Origin of the sequence: Streptomyces sp. Pv4-95 (assembly GCF_045782725.1) — a bacterium.
Lineage (GTDB): Bacteria > Actinomycetota > Actinomycetes > Streptomycetales > Streptomycetaceae > Streptomyces.
Genome location: NZ_CP127172.1, coordinates 841871 through 858521 on the forward strand (window position 1 = coordinate 841871; position 16651 = coordinate 858521).

Annotated in this window: 13 protein-coding genes; 2 read left to right on the forward strand and 11 right to left on the reverse strand. The window is 70.4% G+C overall.

The genetic code is table 11. The features are described from left to right. Positions 1-21: 21 nt before the first annotated feature. The 7 genes from QOM21_RS03940 to QOM21_RS03970 form a co-directional block, all read right to left on the reverse strand. Positions 22-723 (reverse strand): DUF6084 family protein, encoded by a 702-nt coding sequence (locus QOM21_RS03940; protein WP_407548202.1) that lies wholly within the window; start codon positions 721-723, stop codon positions 22-24. Beyond that, complete coding sequence (locus tag QOM21_RS03945; RefSeq protein WP_407548204.1) at positions 720-1385, reverse strand: DUF5947 family protein; 666 nt, start codon at positions 1383-1385, stop codon at positions 720-722. The genes QOM21_RS03940 and QOM21_RS03945 overlap by 4 nt, the downstream gene beginning before the upstream one ends. Continuing rightward, positions 1382-1966, reverse strand: a complete 585-nt coding sequence (locus QOM21_RS03950) for a hypothetical protein (protein WP_407548206.1) — start codon at positions 1964-1966, stop codon at positions 1382-1384. The genes QOM21_RS03945 and QOM21_RS03950 overlap by 4 nt, the downstream gene beginning before the upstream one ends. Further along, positions 1963-3747: a nickel-dependent hydrogenase large subunit gene (locus tag QOM21_RS03955; protein ID WP_407548208.1), complete on the reverse strand. Its 1785-nt coding sequence runs from the start codon at positions 3745-3747 to the stop codon at positions 1963-1965. The genes QOM21_RS03950 and QOM21_RS03955 overlap by 4 nt, the downstream gene beginning before the upstream one ends. A gap of 83 nt (positions 3748-3830) precedes the next feature. Continuing rightward, the gene (locus QOM21_RS03960; protein ID WP_407548210.1) at positions 3831-4922 is read right to left on the reverse strand and encodes a hydrogenase expression protein HypE; all 1092 of its coding nucleotides are present in this window, start codon (positions 4920-4922) and stop codon (positions 3831-3833) included. Between the two features lie 204 nt (positions 4923-5126). Next, on the reverse strand, positions 5127-5864 hold the full coding sequence (locus tag QOM21_RS03965; protein WP_407548211.1) for a DUF4232 domain-containing protein: 738 nt from the start codon (positions 5862-5864) through the stop codon (positions 5127-5129). 341 nt (positions 5865-6205) lie between these two features. Beyond that, entirely contained in the window at positions 6206-7738 is a 1533-nt protein-coding gene (locus tag QOM21_RS03970; protein ID WP_407548213.1) for a hypothetical protein, read from the reverse strand. A gap of 772 nt (positions 7739-8510) precedes the next feature. On the opposite strand from QOM21_RS03970, the gene QOM21_RS03975 reads away from it, so the two are divergent. Further along, complete coding sequence (locus QOM21_RS03975; protein WP_407548215.1) at positions 8511-9044, forward strand: GNAT family N-acetyltransferase; 534 nt, start codon at positions 8511-8513, stop codon at positions 9042-9044. 960 nt (positions 9045-10004) lie between these two features. On the opposite strand, the gene QOM21_RS03980 is transcribed toward QOM21_RS03975, so the two are convergent. Continuing rightward, on the reverse strand, positions 10005-12536 hold the full coding sequence (locus tag QOM21_RS03980; RefSeq protein WP_407548216.1) for an MFS transporter: 2532 nt from the start codon (positions 12534-12536) through the stop codon (positions 10005-10007). 753 nt (positions 12537-13289) lie between these two features. Next, positions 13290-14006 carry a ScbR family autoregulator-binding transcription factor gene (locus QOM21_RS03985; protein WP_407548218.1) on the reverse strand — a complete coding sequence of 239 codons (717 nt, stop codon included), beginning with the start codon at positions 14004-14006 and terminating at the stop codon, positions 13290-13292. A 227-nt stretch (positions 14007-14233) separates the two neighbouring features. Here QOM21_RS03985 and QOM21_RS03990 point away from each other — a divergent pair, with 227 nt between their 5' ends. Beyond that, positions 14234-15169 carry a ScbA/BarX family gamma-butyrolactone biosynthesis protein gene (locus tag QOM21_RS03990; RefSeq protein ID WP_407548220.1) on the forward strand — a complete coding sequence of 312 codons (936 nt, stop codon included), beginning with the start codon at positions 14234-14236 and terminating at the stop codon, positions 15167-15169. Between the two features lie 95 nt (positions 15170-15264). On the opposite strand, the gene QOM21_RS03995 is transcribed toward QOM21_RS03990, so the two are convergent. Beyond that, a complete protein-coding gene (locus tag QOM21_RS03995) occupies positions 15265-16020 on the reverse strand; it encodes a 2OG-Fe(II) oxygenase (protein ID WP_407548222.1) in 756 nt (251 codons plus the stop codon). 58 nt (positions 16021-16078) lie between these two features. Further along, positions 16079-16606, reverse strand: a complete 528-nt coding sequence (locus QOM21_RS04000; protein WP_407555570.1) for a methylated-DNA--[protein]-cysteine S-methyltransferase — start codon at positions 16604-16606, stop codon at positions 16079-16081. Between the last annotated feature and the right edge of the window lie 45 nt (positions 16607-16651).

The following is a 16651-nucleotide window of genomic DNA, read 5'->3' on the forward strand; positions in this document are numbered from 1 at the left end:
CGTCGGGCAGCACGCTGGTCGTCACGGCGCGGTCCTCTCGGTGACGGGACGGGCGACGGCGCCGGGGAAGACCCGCGCGCGTGGGGCGGGTTCCTCGGCGTCGACGGTGGCCAGGAGGGCCTCGACGGTCGCTTCCCAGGACGGCAGGGCCCGGCGGGAGCGGAAGGCGAGCAGCGCGTCGAGGGTTTCGCGCGGCAGCCGGAGCCAGCCGCAGCCCGGGAAGTGCTGTTCGGTCATCTCCTGCCAGACGGGCACCGGCATCCGGAAGGCGGCTTCCTTGTGCCAGGGCACCGGTGCTACGCGGAACCCTCCGGCGCCGGCGAACACCGTGCCGGAGAACAGCAGGAGCAGCGGGACCTCGCCGTCGCGCAGCGCGCGGAAGTAGCGGGACGCGGCGACATCCATGTCGTAGGTGCACGGTACGGGGAGGTCCACCTCCGTCTCGCCGGTGAAGCCGGGGACGACGAGGGAGACCTGGGCGAACTGCAGCGGCTGCAGGGTGCTGCCCCAGCGGGACCGCTCGCCGAAGAGGTCGGCCAGCGCGGCGGCCTCCTCGGGCTCGTAGCTGCGGCGGGCCGGCTCGATGCGGAACTGGCAGCGCAGGGCGATGGCGTGCACCCGTGCGTCGTCGGCGGCCGTGATGCGCAGCCGGAAGACGAGGGTGGGGCCGGCGGCGTACTTGTCGGCCCGTACGCCGGTGCAGACGAAGGAGAGGTCGGTCACGGCCGGGTGTCCTCCTTCGGCGGGCGGGCCCGCCGGGCCACCTGGGTGAAGAAGTCGGCCAGCGCGGTGCGCGCCTGTGGCCCGCCGTCGAAGCCCTGCCACAGCAGGCGCATCCGGCCGACCAGTTCGTAGCAGATGTCGACGGGCACCAGGTAGCACTCGATGCGGCCCTCGGTACGGCGTACCAACAGGGCTTCCACGTCGGGTGCGAGGAGCTGCGCGAGCCGGCTGGCGCCGACGACCGTCTGCCAGGTGGACGGGTCGAGCTCGCTCTCGGTGGCGCCCGCCGGGCTGGGGTAGAGCGCCACCAGCCGGTCCAGATCGGCGTTGCGCAGGAAGAAGGCGACGCCGACCGGGATCTGGAGCTGCTCCCAGGCCGCGTCGTCGAGGGTGTGGCCGGCGTCGACGAGGTAGCGGTCGGGGACGGTACGGAACTGACCGGTGCCCTCCCCCGGCCGGTCGAAGAGCAGCGCGCAGGGCGTACAGGCACAGGCCAGCGCGCGCTTCTTCGTGTCGACGAGATGGCGGTGGTTGTGCTCCGAGAGGACCGCGGAGCACAGCTCACAGCGTTCCGGGGCCTGCGGTCGGGGCGCGCGGAACCGGCGCAGGCCGCGGTGGGCCGGTGGTGCGGGACGCGTGGGCGCCGTCTGCGGGCCGGTCACGACGGTGTGGCGGCGGTCGGCGGACGGCTGGAGATCTGCAGCAGCGTCGGCTCCTTCGTCGCCTTCGCGGACTCCATCTGCACCGACGTCACCTCGGGCGCGAAGCACGACAGGGCGTCCTCGATGGCCTGCTGGGCCCCCTGTGCGGTGCTCGGGCAGCCGCAGCCGCCGGAGTCGGCCGAGCGCAGGCGCAGCACACCGGCGTCCTCGTCGAAGCCGGCCACCTCGGCGGGGTGCTGTCGTCGGACGCTCTCCAGCGCCCGTTCGATGCGGGCGGCGACATCCTCCGGATGCAGGTCGTGCAGCACCAGCAGGCTCGCGACGAGTTCGTCGCGCAACAGGGCGGCGCGCGGGCCGCCGTCGCCCTCGCGGTTCCCGCCGCGGTCGAGGAGATGCACGATCCGCGCCAGTCCCGCGCCGTAGAAGTCCATCAGGACGCTGACGAGTTCCTCGGCGGACGCGGTGATCTCGGGATCGTCGCGCTGCGCGATGCGATCCAGGACCTCCTCGACGCGCCGGCCGGTCGCCTCCGCGTTCGGCGCGGTGTTCCGGGGCGGTGCGGTGTCCACGGGGGCGCTCATCCGCCGAGCCCGCTCAGACCGGTGGGCACGTGCATCTTCTGCACGGACTTGCCGCCGCCGACGTACATGTGGACGCCGCAGGGCAGGCAGGGGTCGAAGCTGCGGACGGCGCGCATGATGTCGATGCCCTTGAAGTTCTCCGGGGAGTTCTCCTCGAAGATGGGGGTGTTCTGGACGGCGTCCTCGTACGGGCCGGGGGTGCCGTAGGTGTCACGGGTGCTGGCGTTCCACGGGGTGGGCGGGTAGGGGTGGTAGTTGGCGATCTTCCCGTCCCGGATGACCATGTGGTGCGAGAGGACGCCGCGGACCGCCTCGGTGAATCCGACACCGATGGACTCGTCCGGCACCTCGAACTTCTCCCAGGTCTGGGTGCGTCCGGCGCGGACCTCCTCCAGCCCCTTCTCGGCGAAGTGCAGTGCCATGGCGGCCGCGTACGCCTGGAAGTACGTGCGGGCGCGGTTGCGCTCCAGCGCGTTGCTCCACTTGGGGATCTTCCACTCGAAGCGGGCCTCGGGCTTCGTCATGCTGCGCGGCAGGTCGATGACCACGCTCTGGCCGGTGGACTTGACGTAGGGCGTGTCGACGAGGCCGGACAGCGCGGTCGACCACAGGCGGGCGATGGGGCCGCCACCGGTGTCCAGCGCCAGGTAGTCCTTGCCGTCGAACCACCGCGGGGACATCACCCAGCTGTACTTGTCACCGAAGTCCCGCTTCTGCGGAGCGGGGATGGTGTGCTGGTTCCACGGGTGGCGCGGGTCGACGGGGTTGCCGAGCGGGTCGTGGGTGACGAACTGCTCCTGGCCCTCCCAGTCCTGGTAGTAGGAGCTGCCCAGCAGGATCCGGATGCCGAGGTTGATCTCGGTGAGGTCGTTGGTGACCAGCTTGCCGTCGACGATGATGCCGGGGGTGACGAACATCCGCCGGCCCCAGTCGGTCATGTTGCGGTACGTGAAGTCGCAGTGGTCCGGGTCGTTGAGGGCGCCCCAGCAGCCGAGCAGCACGCGCCGCCGGCCGACTTCCTCGTAACCGGGCAGCGCCTCGTAGAAGAAGTCGAACAGGTCGTCGTGGAGCGGGACGACGCGCTTCATGAATTCGACGTAGCGCATCAGCCGGCTGAGGTAGTCGGTGAACAGCTGCACGCTGGCGATGGTCCCGACGCCGCCCGGGTAGAGCGTGGAGGGGTGCACATGGCGGCCCTCCATGAGACAGAACATCTCGCGGGTGTAGCGGCTGACCTGGAGCGCCTCGCGGTAGAACTCGCCCTCCAGGGGGTTGAGCGAGCGCATGATGTCGGCGATGGTGCGGTAGCCGTGTTCGCCGGCGTGCGGGGCCTCGGTGCGTTCGGCCAGTTCCAGGACGCCGGGGTTGGTCTCGCGGACCATCTTTTCGCAGTAGTCGACCCCGACCAGGTTCTCCTGGAAGATGTTGTGGTCGAACATGTACTCGGCGGACTCACCGAGGTTGATGATCCACTCCGCGAGGTGCGGAGGCTTCACGCCGTAGGCCATGTTCTGCGCGTACACCGAGCAGGTCGCGTGGTTGTCGCCGCAGATACCGCAGATGCGGCTGGTGATGAAGTGCGCGTCCCGCGGGTCCTTGCCGCGCATGAACACGCTGTAGCCACGGAAGACCGACGAGGTGCTGTAGCACTCCGCCACCCGCTTCTGCTTGAAGTCGATCTTGGTGTGGATGCCGAGGCTGCCCACGATCCGGGTGATCGGATCCCAGGCCATCTCCGTCAGACCGCTGCCGTCACCGGCCGCCTTTGTCTTCGGTGCCATCGTGTGTGCCGTGCCCTTCTTCGTGCGCGGGAGGTGGGGTCGGACGGAGAGGCCGGACGCTCAGGCGGCTCCGGTTCCTGCTGTTACCAAGGGGACCGGTAACCGGTGGTCAGCTTGTCGCCGCGGTGGCGCCACTTGGGCTCGCTGTCGACGGTCTTCGCGGTGACCTGTCGCAGGCGGCGGATGACGCTGCCGTACGCGGCACTGGCGGTGCTGGAGACCTTGCCGCCGGGCGGCTCGTCCATGAACGGCATGAATTTGTCGGGGAAGCCGGGCATGGTGCAGGCGATACAGATGCCGCCGACATTCGGGCAGCCGCCGATGCCGTCCATCCAGCCCCGCTTGGGCACGTTGCATTTCACCACGGGGCCCCAGCATCCGAGCTTCACCAGACACTTGGGCGAGTCGTAGGTGGTGGCGAACTGACCCTGCTCGTAATATCCGGCCCGGTCGCAGCCCTCGTGGACCGTCGCGCCGAAGAGCCAAGTGGGCCGCAGCTGGTCGTCCAGCGGGATCATCGGAGCCGAGCCCACCGCCTGGTAGAGCAGGTAGGTAAGGGTCTCCGAGAAGTTGTCGGGCTGGATCGGGCAGCCGGGCACGCACACGATCGGGATGCCGGCCTTGGACGTCCAGTCCCAGCCCAGGTAGTCGGGCACGCCCATGGCGCCCGTCGGGTTACCGGACATCGCGTGGATGCCGCCGTACGTGGCGCAGGTGCCGATGGCGACCACGGCCAGCGCCTTGGGGGCGAGACGGTCGATCCACTCACTGGTGGTGATCGGCTGGCCGGTCTCGGGGTCGTCACCGAAGCCGCACCAATAGCCTTCCGGCTTGATCGACTCGTTCGGGATGGACCCCTCGATGACAAGGACGAACGGGTCGATCTCGCCGCGTTCGCCCTTGAAGAACCACTCGATGAAGTTGTCGGCACCCTGCACGGGCCCGCATTCGAAATCGATCAGCGGCCAGTGCACGGCCACCTTGGGAAGGCCCGGCAGCACACTGAGCGCGATCTCCTCAATGCTCGGCTGGGTCGCGGCGGTGAGCGAAACGGAGTCGCCATCACAGCTCAGCCCCGCGTTGATCCAGAGAACGTGGATCGGGGACTCGTCCTCGGCGGACGGCTTTCCGGCCGTATCCGCACTGTCGGCCACGGTCGAAGATGCTGCATCCATAGGGATGCCTCCTTGGGGAGGTATGCAACGAAAGCGCACATTTCACGGCTTCCGTACACAGTGGTAGCACCGAACCCGTCGACCGGAACCACAACGGGGGCCGTTCCAGTGACGCACCGGCGTCGCGTGCCCCGCGCCCCCTCACACGCCTGAGCGGGCCGGTCCATGACCGGCCCGCTCAGGCCCTGCTCACCCCGGAAATCGTCAGGCAGTGGCGCCCGTTTCCATCGTCGTGACGGTGAACCGTCCGCCGCACACCCGCAGCCCGCGACTCTGCGTGGTCATCGAGTCCTTCGAGCCGGGCGGGTAGACGTAGACGAGTTGCGACGAGGACCAGCACGGGGTGTCCGAGACCCCGTCGTTGACGGTGTGCAGCACGGCGTGGGCGCTCTGCCCCGGCCGCAGCGTGACGGAACCGCCGGCGCCGCCCTCGCGGGAGGCGGGCTTGCCGATGACCGAACCGTCACGGGACATGAGGGAGACGCCGGGGTAGCCCCGCAGCGAACAGGCGTTCTTACCCTTGTTGGTGAAGACCAGCGGGTAGTGAATGTTGCCCGCGCCGATGTCGGAGGGGCCCAGGCGCAGCGACATCTGCGGGGCGGTGCAGCGCCCCGCGGGCGACTTGGTCGCGTTCTTGCTCCGCGACGGGCTGGGGCTGCCGGCATCAGGTGACTTGTGCCCGGACGGCTTCGACGCACCCGCGGAGGGCTCCGTCTCCGCGGAGGGCGCCTGCGTCCCCGACGGCTTGAGGGCGTCGCCGGACGGCGTCGCACTGTGGTCGCCCTCGGAGGTGCGCGCCGCGTCCGGCGAGGAGGCGGACGGCGGACCGGCCGCGGAGTTGCTCCCCTCCTGGCAGGCGGTGAGCGTGAGCGCCGCGATGGCGATCAGCGAACCGGCGGCGGCACGACGGCCGCGGCCGAGGGTCTTGGCGGTGAGCGACATGAGTGTCCCCCTCGTCTTGTGCGTCCGTACCCTCTTGGTGCGGGTGCGTATGGTCCGTCCGTTGCTTCCAGCGTGGCCCAGGGCGCTGCCGGTCCGCTAACGCAGCGCTAACGCACCGCTAACGGGCCGGGCACCCCGGCCCGCGGTGCCTCCGCTGGTCTGTGTGACCAGCCGGAACGTCGGGTGTTACACCAGGCTCGCAGAAGTTTGGGAGTTTCGAACGCGGCACCACGGTGTTCAGCCGCACCTCCCACCGGACGCCGTAACCTCCTCGGCCTCGACAGCCCCACCGGCCCCGCCGACGAGGACCGGTCGGGCCCCGCCCCGCCCGCCCGGCCGCGCTACCTCCCACTCCCCTGGTCCGCCCCGATGTTCGGCGGGTCGGGGACCGGGTTGCCGTAGAAGTCCCGGTCGCCCGAGCCGGGCACGACCACGCCCGCACCGAGGGCCGGGGAACCGGCACGCAGGCGGACGTCACCCGGGGAGACGAACCGCGGGTCGGCGCGTACCGCCGCGCTGTCGCCCGGGATGCCGGAAATGCGGGCGTAGAGGTTGTGGTCGTAGACGTTGTGCGGGTCGGCGATCGGGGAGGTCGTCCCGGCACCGGCGAAGATGTTGTTGCGGAAGGTGACGCCTCCGGGGCCGTTGCTGCTGACCATGACTGTGCCGGAGGAGGCTGTGGTGATGGTGTTGTTGTGCACCAAGGTGTTGGTCGCAGGGCCGCAGACGACCGAAATGACGCCGTAGGGCGCGGACTTGTTCTCGTCGTTGACGCTGACGTTGTAGCGGACGGTGTTGCGGTCCGACGTCATCCCCTCACCGTTGCAGATGAGCAGGAAGCCGCCTTCGTTGTCGTGGCTGTAGTTGTACTGGTAGATGTTGCCGTTGTTGCCTCCGTCGATGTCGTACGCCATCGAGTCGCGGGTGCCGTGACCGCCGGTGACCTCGTTGAACTGGTAGACGACGCGGTCGGAGTTCCAGGCCCAGATGCCTGCGTTGTAGCCCGCCGAGCGGGTGTTGAAGCCGGCGACCAGGTTGTGTTCCACCCGCGCCCCGACGGCGTTCTGCACGACGATGCCGTCACCGCCGACATCCCGCACGGTGTTGTGGTGCACCGAGAGTCCCGTGATCGGCGCGAAGGACGTCCCCGGCCCCTGGGGGTGCTCCGGCCTGCGGCCCCAGGTGGAAGAGGTGCCGATGCCCGTGCGGTCGGTGTGCTCCACTGTTGAGTGACGCACCGTCACCTCCGCGAAGCGGGTGGCCACGGCTGAGCCCTGTACGGCGAAGAGGATGCCGCCCGAGGGGTCGGGGTCTTTGAAATCGGCCCCGTTGACGTCGTGCACATCGACGCCGTCCACCAGGTAGTGGTGACCGGTGCCGAAGTCGTGCAGCCGGACGAGTATCCCGGCGCGGCGGTCGGTCGTGGTGGCCGGGCCGGTGTTGGTGACGTCGAGGTCGCGCAGCTCCCAGCGCTGGACGTTGTCGAGAAGGATCGCGGCACGCGCGCCGGCCCCCGCGATGCGCGGCTTCGCGCCGCTCCCGTACGCCCCGGCGCCGAGCGGCGCACCGGATGCCCCCGATGCCGTGGGGGCGAAGGTGCCGGTACAGGTGACGCCACGCTTGAAGAGGATTCGGTCACCCGGGCGGAGGGCCGCGGCGCTTGCCTTCTTCAGGGTGCGCCAGGCGGTGGCGGGGCTGGTTCCGAGAGCGGAGTCCGACCCCTCGGCGCAGTCGACGTGGTAAGTGGCCGATTTTACAGAGGTGTTCGCGGATGCCGCGGGCCCGGCCTCCGCCTGCGCAGGCGGCGCGGAGAGCGTGGCGAGGCCGGCGAGGACGGCAGTGCTGAACAGAGCGGCCAAGACCGTTCGGGCCATCACGGGTGCCGTTGGGCGGAGAGCCGGCAAGGCTCCATGCGGCCGGCGGCGGGTGCGGTGGGGCATCGTCTCTCCTGGTTCCGGTGACCGTCCTCTTCCGGCCGCCGGACGCCTGCGGCGTGGGATCCGCTGAAGAGACGGTGACGGAAGGCGGACCGGGCGGACGTCGTGCCGCCGGGCAGCGGCAGGGTCGCCATATCGTCGAGCCCCGCGCGGAAGGGTGACAAGGCTTGCCGAGGAAAGTGCAAGCCCTCAGACGAAAAGTGCAACTGAGCTTGAATGCAGGCGAGTTGATGCCGAAGGACGTATCCCCGATTGCCGCCCCGGGGAACGAGCGGGTGGTGCGCGATGGTGACGCGCCGGGCGCGGCTCATGGGGGTGGCTCAGGGGGGGGTGGCTCAGGGGGGGGGGGCTCAGGGGGGGGGGGCGCATGGGGGGGGGCTCATGGGGGGGGGCCCATGGGGGGGGGGGCAGGGGGGGTGGCTCGTGGGGGGTGGCTCATGGGGGGGGGGCGGGGCCTGGCCCCGCCCACCACTCGGCGTGCTTCCCGGCGGCGCACCGCTCTGAAGGCGAGGGCCCCGTCGGTCGGCGGCGCGCGCCGGGGCCCTCGCCATCAGAGCGAAAACTCTCCGGAAAATGGCGACGGGGCATTGCGCCATTCGGCGGCATCGGCTCCAGAAGGGGCGCAGGGGAAACGTGGACATCGGCCTCACCTCGTGCACGCCGCCCCGCCGATTACCACTCCCGCCCCGCATTCGACAGGATGGGCGACATGACCGAGATCCACACGCCCCGCCTCCTCCTCCGCCGCTGGCACGACGACGACCTCGCCCCGATGGCGGACATCAACGCGGACCCGCTGGTCATGCGCTGGGTCGGGGACGGGTCGGTCCTCGACCTGGACCAGACCGCGGAGGCCATCGAGCGGTGGGAGGAGGAATGGGACGACGAGGGGTTCGGCCTCTTCGCCGTCGAGCTCCTGGCCTCGGGCGAACTGGCCGGGTTCGCGGGTCTGTCCCTGCCCGAGTACCTGCCGGAGGCGATGCCCGACGTCGAGATCTCCTGGCGCCTCGGGCGGCAGTTCTGGGGGCAGGGCTACGCATCGGAGGCAGCGCAGGCCGTGCTGGAGTTCGCCCTCCAGGACCGCGGACTCGAACGCGTCATCGCCGTCGACCGGCTGGGCAACGAGGCGTCGGAGAATGTGATGCGCAAGCTCGGCCTGGCCTTCGAGCGGGAAACCGCCCACCCCGAATACGGCCACGCCCTGACCGTGCACAGCATCGACCTGACCGAATACCAGGCCTGAGCCCACTCCCGGACAGCGGCGGACCCATCGGGCCCCCGGAGCGGTGCGGCACGGACCAGCGGCGGTCACGACGCGGTTCAGCGCCGTCGCCGGGTCGATGCGGTGCAGCGCCGTCTCCGGGAGCGCGCCAATCAGCGCCATCCAGGCCGTGCGCAGCAGCGCCCTCTCCGGGTCGGCGCGCAGCAGGGATGCTCCGGACGGCGCGCCATCAGCATCGTCGGGCCACGCGCAGCAGCGACCTCGCCGAGGCGGCGCGCACCAGCGACATCTCGCGTCGATGCGGTGCAGCGCCGTCGCCGGGGCGGTGCGCCAATCAGCACCGTCGCAAGGCCGGCACTTCAGCACCATCTCCGGGGCGGCCGGTTCAACGACGTCTCCGGGATGGCGCGCCATCAGCACCATCTCCAAGCCCCGCGCATCAGGGATGTCTCCGGGACGGCGCGCCATCAGCATCGTCCCGGGCCACGCGCAGCAGCGACTCGCCGGGGCGGCGCGGTGCAGCCGTCTCTGGGCGCCACCGCCAGCCAGGGCCGGCTCAGGCCCAGCGAGCATCGCGGGGCAAGGGTTGGGCGAGGTGAGGCGGGGGCGTTAGGCGAGGGCGGCGCGAGGTGATGCGGCGTAGGGGTACGCCGGACGACGGCCCGACGGGGGCGACGGGCGCCGACGGGGTGACGGCACAACGGGGCGAGGCCGTCGCCCAGGCTGGAGGGGCGACGCTCCGACGGGGCGTGATCCCCCGCCCCCCTGTCGAGGCGAGGGGTGCGGCCGCCGAGGAGCCGCGCCATCTGCCCGGCGCCGGCCGCGCCCAGGCCGCGGACCCGCCATCCACCGCCCGCCTCGGCACCAACGCCGCTCCCGCCCCTCCCCCACCACTCCCTCTCGCCGCCCGTGTCCCTCCCCTCGGTTCCGGAGGGAGGGACACGGACGGCACCGTGGCGGACGCGAGCATCATCGCGAACGTCAGCGGGCGGCCCCGGACGGCTGGACCAGGTCCAGGTCGAGAACCTCGGTGGCGCCGCCTGCGACGGATATCGGTGCGGCGTGCGGCGGATAACCGGCCGCCGACAGCGTGTAGTGACGTCCGCTCAGTTCGGAGAACGCGAAGGCGCCATCCGGGCCCGTGACCGTGTGGGCGGCGACCGTACCGTCCTCGACAAGGGTCACGGCGGCATCGGCCAGTGGCCGTCCGTCCGGGCCCCGCACCGTTCCACGAACGGTTGCGGCAGGCTGCAGACGTACCTCCTGGCGCGCCGGCTCGCCGCCGGACAGCTCGACGGCGCGGGCCTCCGGTCGGTATCCGTCGGCGCTCATGACCACGGTGTAGCTGCCAGGCAGGAGCCTGGAGACCTCCCAGTTCCCGTCACTGCCCGACGTCGTCGTGGTCACCACGTCGCCACCGCTGTCGGTGACCACGACGCCCGCACCCGCCAACGGGAGGCCGTCCGGCCCGCCGAGCAGGGTGCCCGTCAGCCTGCCGGAGGCGGTCAGAATCAGGTCCACCTCGACCGGGGCCGTCCCGGCGCGGTACGTGGCCGATGCCGCGTGCGGGGTGCGCCCGGCCGCGGCGCCGGTGAGGACGTAGGTGCCGTCGGCGGGTGCGGTCAGGGCATATCGGCCGTCCGCACCTGCCGTCGTGACGCCGGCCTGCCGGCCCTGCCGGTCGATCAGGGTGATGCTCGCCCGCGGCACGGGCGCACCGGATGCGTCCAGCACCCGGCCACGGAAGCCCGTGGAGGAGTCGTCGTGCGCGACAACGCCGACCGTCTCCGGCACCGCCGGGTCGGCCTGCGGCACGGGGGTGGAAGCGGGCCGTGCCCAGGAAGGCGCTGGCTTCACGAGCGCGTCGGGACGCTCGGCCGTCAGGGGCGGGGTGACCGGAACAGGCTCCGTGCCCGCGGAGAGGAACGGCGCCGGCGCCGCCGCATCGCCGTACGCATCGCCCGCACCGGCGACATCGGAAGTTCCGGCAGCTCCCGCCGCCTCCTCCGAACTGTCCGTGCTCTGTGCGACCAGGGTCGGCCGTGACGTCTTGCTCTGCGACGGCAGGAACGCGGCCACGGCCACGCCGACGATTACCGCGCCCGTGGCGATCAGGAAGGAGACCCGGAAGCCGCCCATGGTGGGCACCGTGACCGACCCGACCCGCGTGGACATATGGGCGAGGACCATGCCGATGACGGCGCTGGAAACGGACGTGCCGATGGAGCGCATGAGGGTGTTGAGGCCGTTTGCCGCACCGGTCTCGGACGGGTCGACGGCGCCGATGATCAGGGCGGGCAGCGAGGAGTACGCGAGCCCGATACCGGCGCCGACGGTGACCGCGATGATGACGGTCTGCCAGGGCGCGTTCATGAGTCCGATGCCGGCGCCGTAGCCGATCGCGATCACCAGCATGCCGAGCAGCAGCGTGATCTTGGGGCCGCGCCGTGCGGCGAGGCGCGCGTAGAGCGGCGCCACCAGCATCATCGTCAGTCCCAGCGGCGCCACGCACAGTCCGGCCACCACCATGGACTGGCCGAGACCGTAGCCGGTGGACGTCGGCAGCTGGAGCAGCTGCGGCAGCACCAGGGAGATCGCGTAGAAGGCCACGCCGACGGTGATCGAGGCGAGGTTGGTGAGCAGCACCTCACGCCGGGCGCTGGTGCGGAGGTCGACGAGCGGGTCGGGGATCCTCAGCTCCATCACGCCCCACAGCACCAGAATCACGGCGGCGAGACCGAACATCCCGAGGGTCAGGGGCGAGCCCCAGCCCCAGTCGCTGCCCTTGGTGATGGGGAGCAGCAGGGCGACCAGTCCGGCCGAGAGTCCGATGGCGCCGGCCACGTCGAAGCGGCCGCGCGCCCGTACCTTCGTCTCGGGGACCACCAGGGCGGTGAGCAGCATCGACAGCACGCCGAGACCCGCTGCGGCGAAGAACAGGGCGTGCCAATCGGCGTGCTGGGCCACCAGGGCCGCGGCGGGCAGGGCGAGTCCGCCGCCGACGCCTATGGAAGAGCTCATCAGGGCCATCGCCGAGCCGAGCCGCTCGCGCGGCAGCTCGTCGCGCATGATGCCGATGCCGAGCGGGATGGCACCCATGGCGAAGCCCTGGAGTGCCCGGCCGACGATCATGGTGAGCAGGTCGTCGGTGAATCCGCAGACCAGGGAGCCGATGACCATCACGGCGAGGCTGGACAGCAGCATCCGACGCTTGCCGTAGAGGTCACCGAGGCGGCCCATGATCGGCGTCGACACCGCGCCCGCGAGGAGGGTTGCCGTCATGACCCAGGTGGCGTTGCCGGGCGCGGTGTTGAGCAGCGTCGGCAGGTCCTTGATGACCGGCACCAGCAGGGTCTGCATGACCGCGACGACGATGCCGGAGAAGGCGAGGACCGGGACGATGCCGCCAGGGCTTCTCCGGGGTCCGGCCTCGGTCGGGTCGGGCCCCGGGCGCACGGCGGACAGGTCCGCCGTCGCCCTCTCGGATAGCTGATCGGTCGTCGTCCGGGTCATGCGTGCGGCCTCCAGGGCGGCAGAAAGGGAATACAGGAAGAATGAGGTCAGCAGTGATTGATTGCGGTCGGTAGGGACTAAAGCGGTCAGTGGTACTGCGAACGACCCGGTTCGTCGGGACCGACGGCTTGCGACGGCGCGCGACGGCCAACAGTCAATGGCCCGTGAAGCCGCGAAGGGCAGCGTCAGCAGGCCGGGTGACGTTCGTTGGGGCGGCTGGGTCGTGGAGCTGTGAAGTCGTGGGAGCGGCTTTCGATACGACTGGGACGGGTGCGGCAGGGGCGTTGGGGGACGGACATCGGAACGGCGGGCATGGGCGCGGTCGAACCGACTGAACACCCGTTACTTGCATAGCGAACATATTATTTCGATGCCGTATTCCGGTACGCGGGCAGTCATCTCATGCCGCGCGACGTGATCTGCCTCACGCGCACCGCGTCCATTCCGGCCGTTCTCCCACAAAGGGCCTCCCCGTCCCCGACGCCCACCCAAAAGACCAATTCCCCAAGGCACTTAGCCGACTTCTCGACACCGCCCCAGCCAACAACCCCAGTGAACCGCACGGCACTGACAACGCCCGTCGCACGCTCGACCGCACCGCGCACGCACCGGCCCCCTCAGCAACCGAAGCCACCCCACCCCGCCAACGACAAAGGCGCCGCGAACCCGCGACGCCCCCGACCCCGACACCGACTGTGCGGTATTTTTCAGCCCGCCACCAACCGGCCCAACTCCCCCATATCCCCGGCCCCCTCAGCCCGCCACCCCGGCCACGTCGCCCATCTCCTCCCCCTCTCTCCCCTCGTCCGACTCGTCCACCTCATCGGCCAGGGCTTTCCCTCTAAGCGCGGCGTCGAGCTTCGCACCGCGCTCCGGATCGAGGATCAGCCTCCCCAGGACCACGGGCGCGGCGATGCTGGGCAGAGTGTGCTGGAAGAAAACGGCCAACCGGTGGCCGAGGTCGGCCTGGTTCGAGATGGCATTCGACATCAACTGGAGCCCGGCGAAGGCGCCGACGAACAGCTCCGCGGCGTCCCGAAGATCAACACTCTCCAGAATCTCACCGCGCTCCCTCGCCTCCAGGAACAGCGCCTCGACAAAGTGCGTCCAGGAGATCATCGACTGCTTGCGATCAAGGTGATTGGAGCCCTGCTCGACCGCCAGGCGCGCCGCACCGCGCTGGATCGGGTCGCTCCGCAGCCGGTACGCGAGGACCTGGCCGGAGTCCACGAACTCCTGCAGCTTGATCTTCTGGGGCTCGACGGCGATGTCCACCACGTGCTCCCTCAGCACGGCGAGGGCCAATTGCTCCTTGGAAGCGAAGTGGAAATACAGGGCACCCTTCGTCACGCCGGCACGCTCAAGGACTTCGGCGATGGTCGCACGGTCGTAGCCGAGGTCGTCGAAAACCGCGGCGGCCGCCTCCAGGATCATTCGGCGGGTCCGGATCGCGCGGTCCTGTTGCGCCACAGGACGCCTCCTGTCTTTCGAAGATTTTCCATTCAGCAACAGTTAGCTACAACTTCAAGTCGCCCGCAGACCAGCCACTTGTCCTCTTTTTCACACGGCATTGAAAATAAAACCGGATGGTACGTATCTTAACAGCGTTCGACACCATCCCGTTGAGACGCCTGGGGGCAGTCATGAGCGACACGATGCACGTCGAAAGCCCAGTTCATCCCAGCACTACGCGCGTTGTGGCACCCGCCAGGAACCGGGCCGCCGCACCGCGCACCCGGCGCGATGCCGCCACCACCGTTCCCAGGGAGTTCGTGCACCGCCCCACCCCCGAGGACATCCTGATCACCTCGTGGCGCCGGCTGGACGAGACGCACTTCTCGCTGACCGCCCAGTGGCCCCACAACCATGGGTACTTCACCCCGAGCCACGGCCGCCATCACCTCATCCTCACCGGCGAGACCATCCGGCAGGCGGGGCTGCTGATCTCGCACACCGAACTCGGCGTCCCCGTCGGCCACCATTTTGTCCTGGGCGACCTGGCGTACACCACGCACCCCGAGCACCTCGCCGTCGGCGACGGGCCCACGGAGCTGACCATCGACGTGACCTGCAGCAAAATGCGGATGCGGGCCGGCGCGATGGCCGGCGGCCACTTCGACATGACCATCCGCAAGGAGAACGGAATCGTCGCCACCGGCCACTCCGGCGTCACCGTCACCTCCCCCGCCGTCTACCGCCGGATCCGCGGCGCGCAGCTGACGGCACGCCACGTCCAGGGGCCGCTTCCGGAGCCCGTTCCGCACGGACTGACCGGCAGCACGAAGAGCGAGGACGTCCTGATCGCGCCCACCGACCGGCCGGGCCGGTGGCTGCTGCGCGTCGCCCCCGGCCATGCCGCCGTCGTGAATCCGGCGAACGATCACGTTCCGGGGATGGTGCTGCTCGACGCGGCGCAGCAGGCCGCCCGCGCCCTCACCTCCCCGGCCACCTTCGTTCCGTACGCCTTCGGCACCGAATTCCGCCGCTACGCCGAGCGCGACGTGCCCTGCGTGATCGAGGCACACCTCGTGCCGTCGGCGATGCCCAGCACCACGACGGTCCGGGTGACCGGCTTCCAGGACGGCGAGCCGGTCTTCGTCTCCACGCTCACGGCGCTGGACGAGCGCCACTGAGGCACCTGCCCGCACATGGGCAGCGCCTCCCTGCTCCGACGGCGGACGCCAGGACGGCCACCGATCGCCTGATGCCGACGGCACGGCTGCCGCGGTCACGCGTCGTGGAAGACCAGGCCCAAGGAGTGCCGATGGCCGGAGCGGACGGTGCTCACGCCATGGCGCACCGGCCCCGCCGCCCACCCGCGGGTGGACCGCACGGGGCGGTCGCGGGTGGTGAAGACGAGGCCATGGCCCTGCCGAAGGACGGTCGTGGTGCCACGGGACTGCGCCCGCGGGCGCTGCTCGACGAGAAGGAACTCGCCACCCGTGTAATCGGTGCCCTGTTCGTCGAGCCCGATGACGACCTGGAGCGGGAAGACCAAGTCGCCGAAGAGATCGCGGTGCAGCGCGTTCCAGTCACCCGCCCCGTAACGCAGCAGGATCTGGGAGGACTTGCTCTGACCTGCCGCGTGACACATCGCCAGCCACTCCCCCAGCTGATCGGGCCACGGCGACGGCCTGCCCAGCTTGCCCCACCAGTCGCGCGCGATCTCCAGCAGATACGGATAGAACGCCTCGCGCAGGGCCTGGACGGGGTCGGGGAGCGGCTGGGCGAAGTAGCGGTACTGGCCGGATCCGAAGCGGTGCCGGGCCATGTCGATCGTCGACCGGAAGCGGGCGGTGTCGTCGTACAGCGCGATGAGGTCGCGGCAGTCGGAGGGCGTGAGCAGCTGCGGGGTCAACGCGCAGCCCAGGGCGTCGAGTTCCTCGGTCAAGGCCGGCCAGTCGCAGGCGGCGACCCGGTCACCGAGTGCGGTCGGCCGGGAGCCCCTGGCGCCGCGCGCTCGCCGGGTGGTATGCGTAGACATGGAGTGCTCCATTGGCGTGGTGCGGGGTCTCACCGATGTCGGGGCGCGCGGAAGAGGTTCAGAGCTTCCCCGGGTTCACGCCCGCCGGGCCCGCGAGCCCCTCCAGGCCGAGGAGTTGGCTCTTGCGGTCCAGACCGCCCGCGTAACCGGTGAGCGATCCGTCGGCACCGATGACGCGGTGGCAGGGCCGGACGATGAGCAGCGGGTTGGCGCCGATGGCCGATCCGAGGGCGCGCACGGCACCGGGCGCCGCACCGATGTCGGCGGCGAGCCGGCCGTACGTCGTCGTGGTGCCGTACGGAATGGCCTCCAGGGCCTTCCACACCCGCTGCTGGAACGCCGTGCCGCGGGTGGTGACGCACTCGATGTCGAAGTGCGTCAGCGTCCCGTCGAAGTACGCGCGCAGCTGGCGGATGATCTCGTCGAACGCGGCGGCGTCCTCGTGCCAGCTGTCCTGGACGACCGCGCCGCCCTTCTGCCCGGGAACGGACAGCGAGGCGAGCGTGGTGCCGCCGTGCGCGGAGTCGGATTTCCGGCCCACCAGGAGAAGTTCACCCAACGGGCTCTCGCAGGTGGTGTACAGCATCGCGGACGACGCGGAGGAGGCGGGCGATGCGGGCTGCGGCGTGGT